The following is a 236-nucleotide window of genomic DNA, read 5'->3' on the forward strand; positions in this document are numbered from 1 at the left end:
AAGTTAAGCTCCTTAGCGTCGATGGTAGTCGAACTTACGTTCCGCTAGAGTAGAACGTTGCCAGGCAAAAAATGGATGCGATGAGCCGCATTGAGACCGCAAGGTCTCTTTTTTTTATGTCTAAAACATCAAAATAAAAAGCAAACACAAAGAAAAATGGCTTGGCGAAGTGAAAACGTTTGAATCTGACGAAACGAGAAAAGAGCGCAACGAGTTTAGTAGAGCTAAATGAGTAA

1 protein-coding gene is annotated in these 236 nt (G+C 40.7%); it reads right to left on the reverse strand.

Going from position 1 to position 236, the window contains the following annotated elements:
* Positions 1–34 precede the first annotated feature (34 nt).
* Positions 35–236 (reverse strand): hypothetical protein (locus tag IDG60_RS03615; RefSeq protein WP_206153641.1); only part of this gene is annotated, 202 nt, incomplete at its 5' end.

This window comes from Staphylococcus sp. EG-SA-2, from assembly GCF_017152085.1.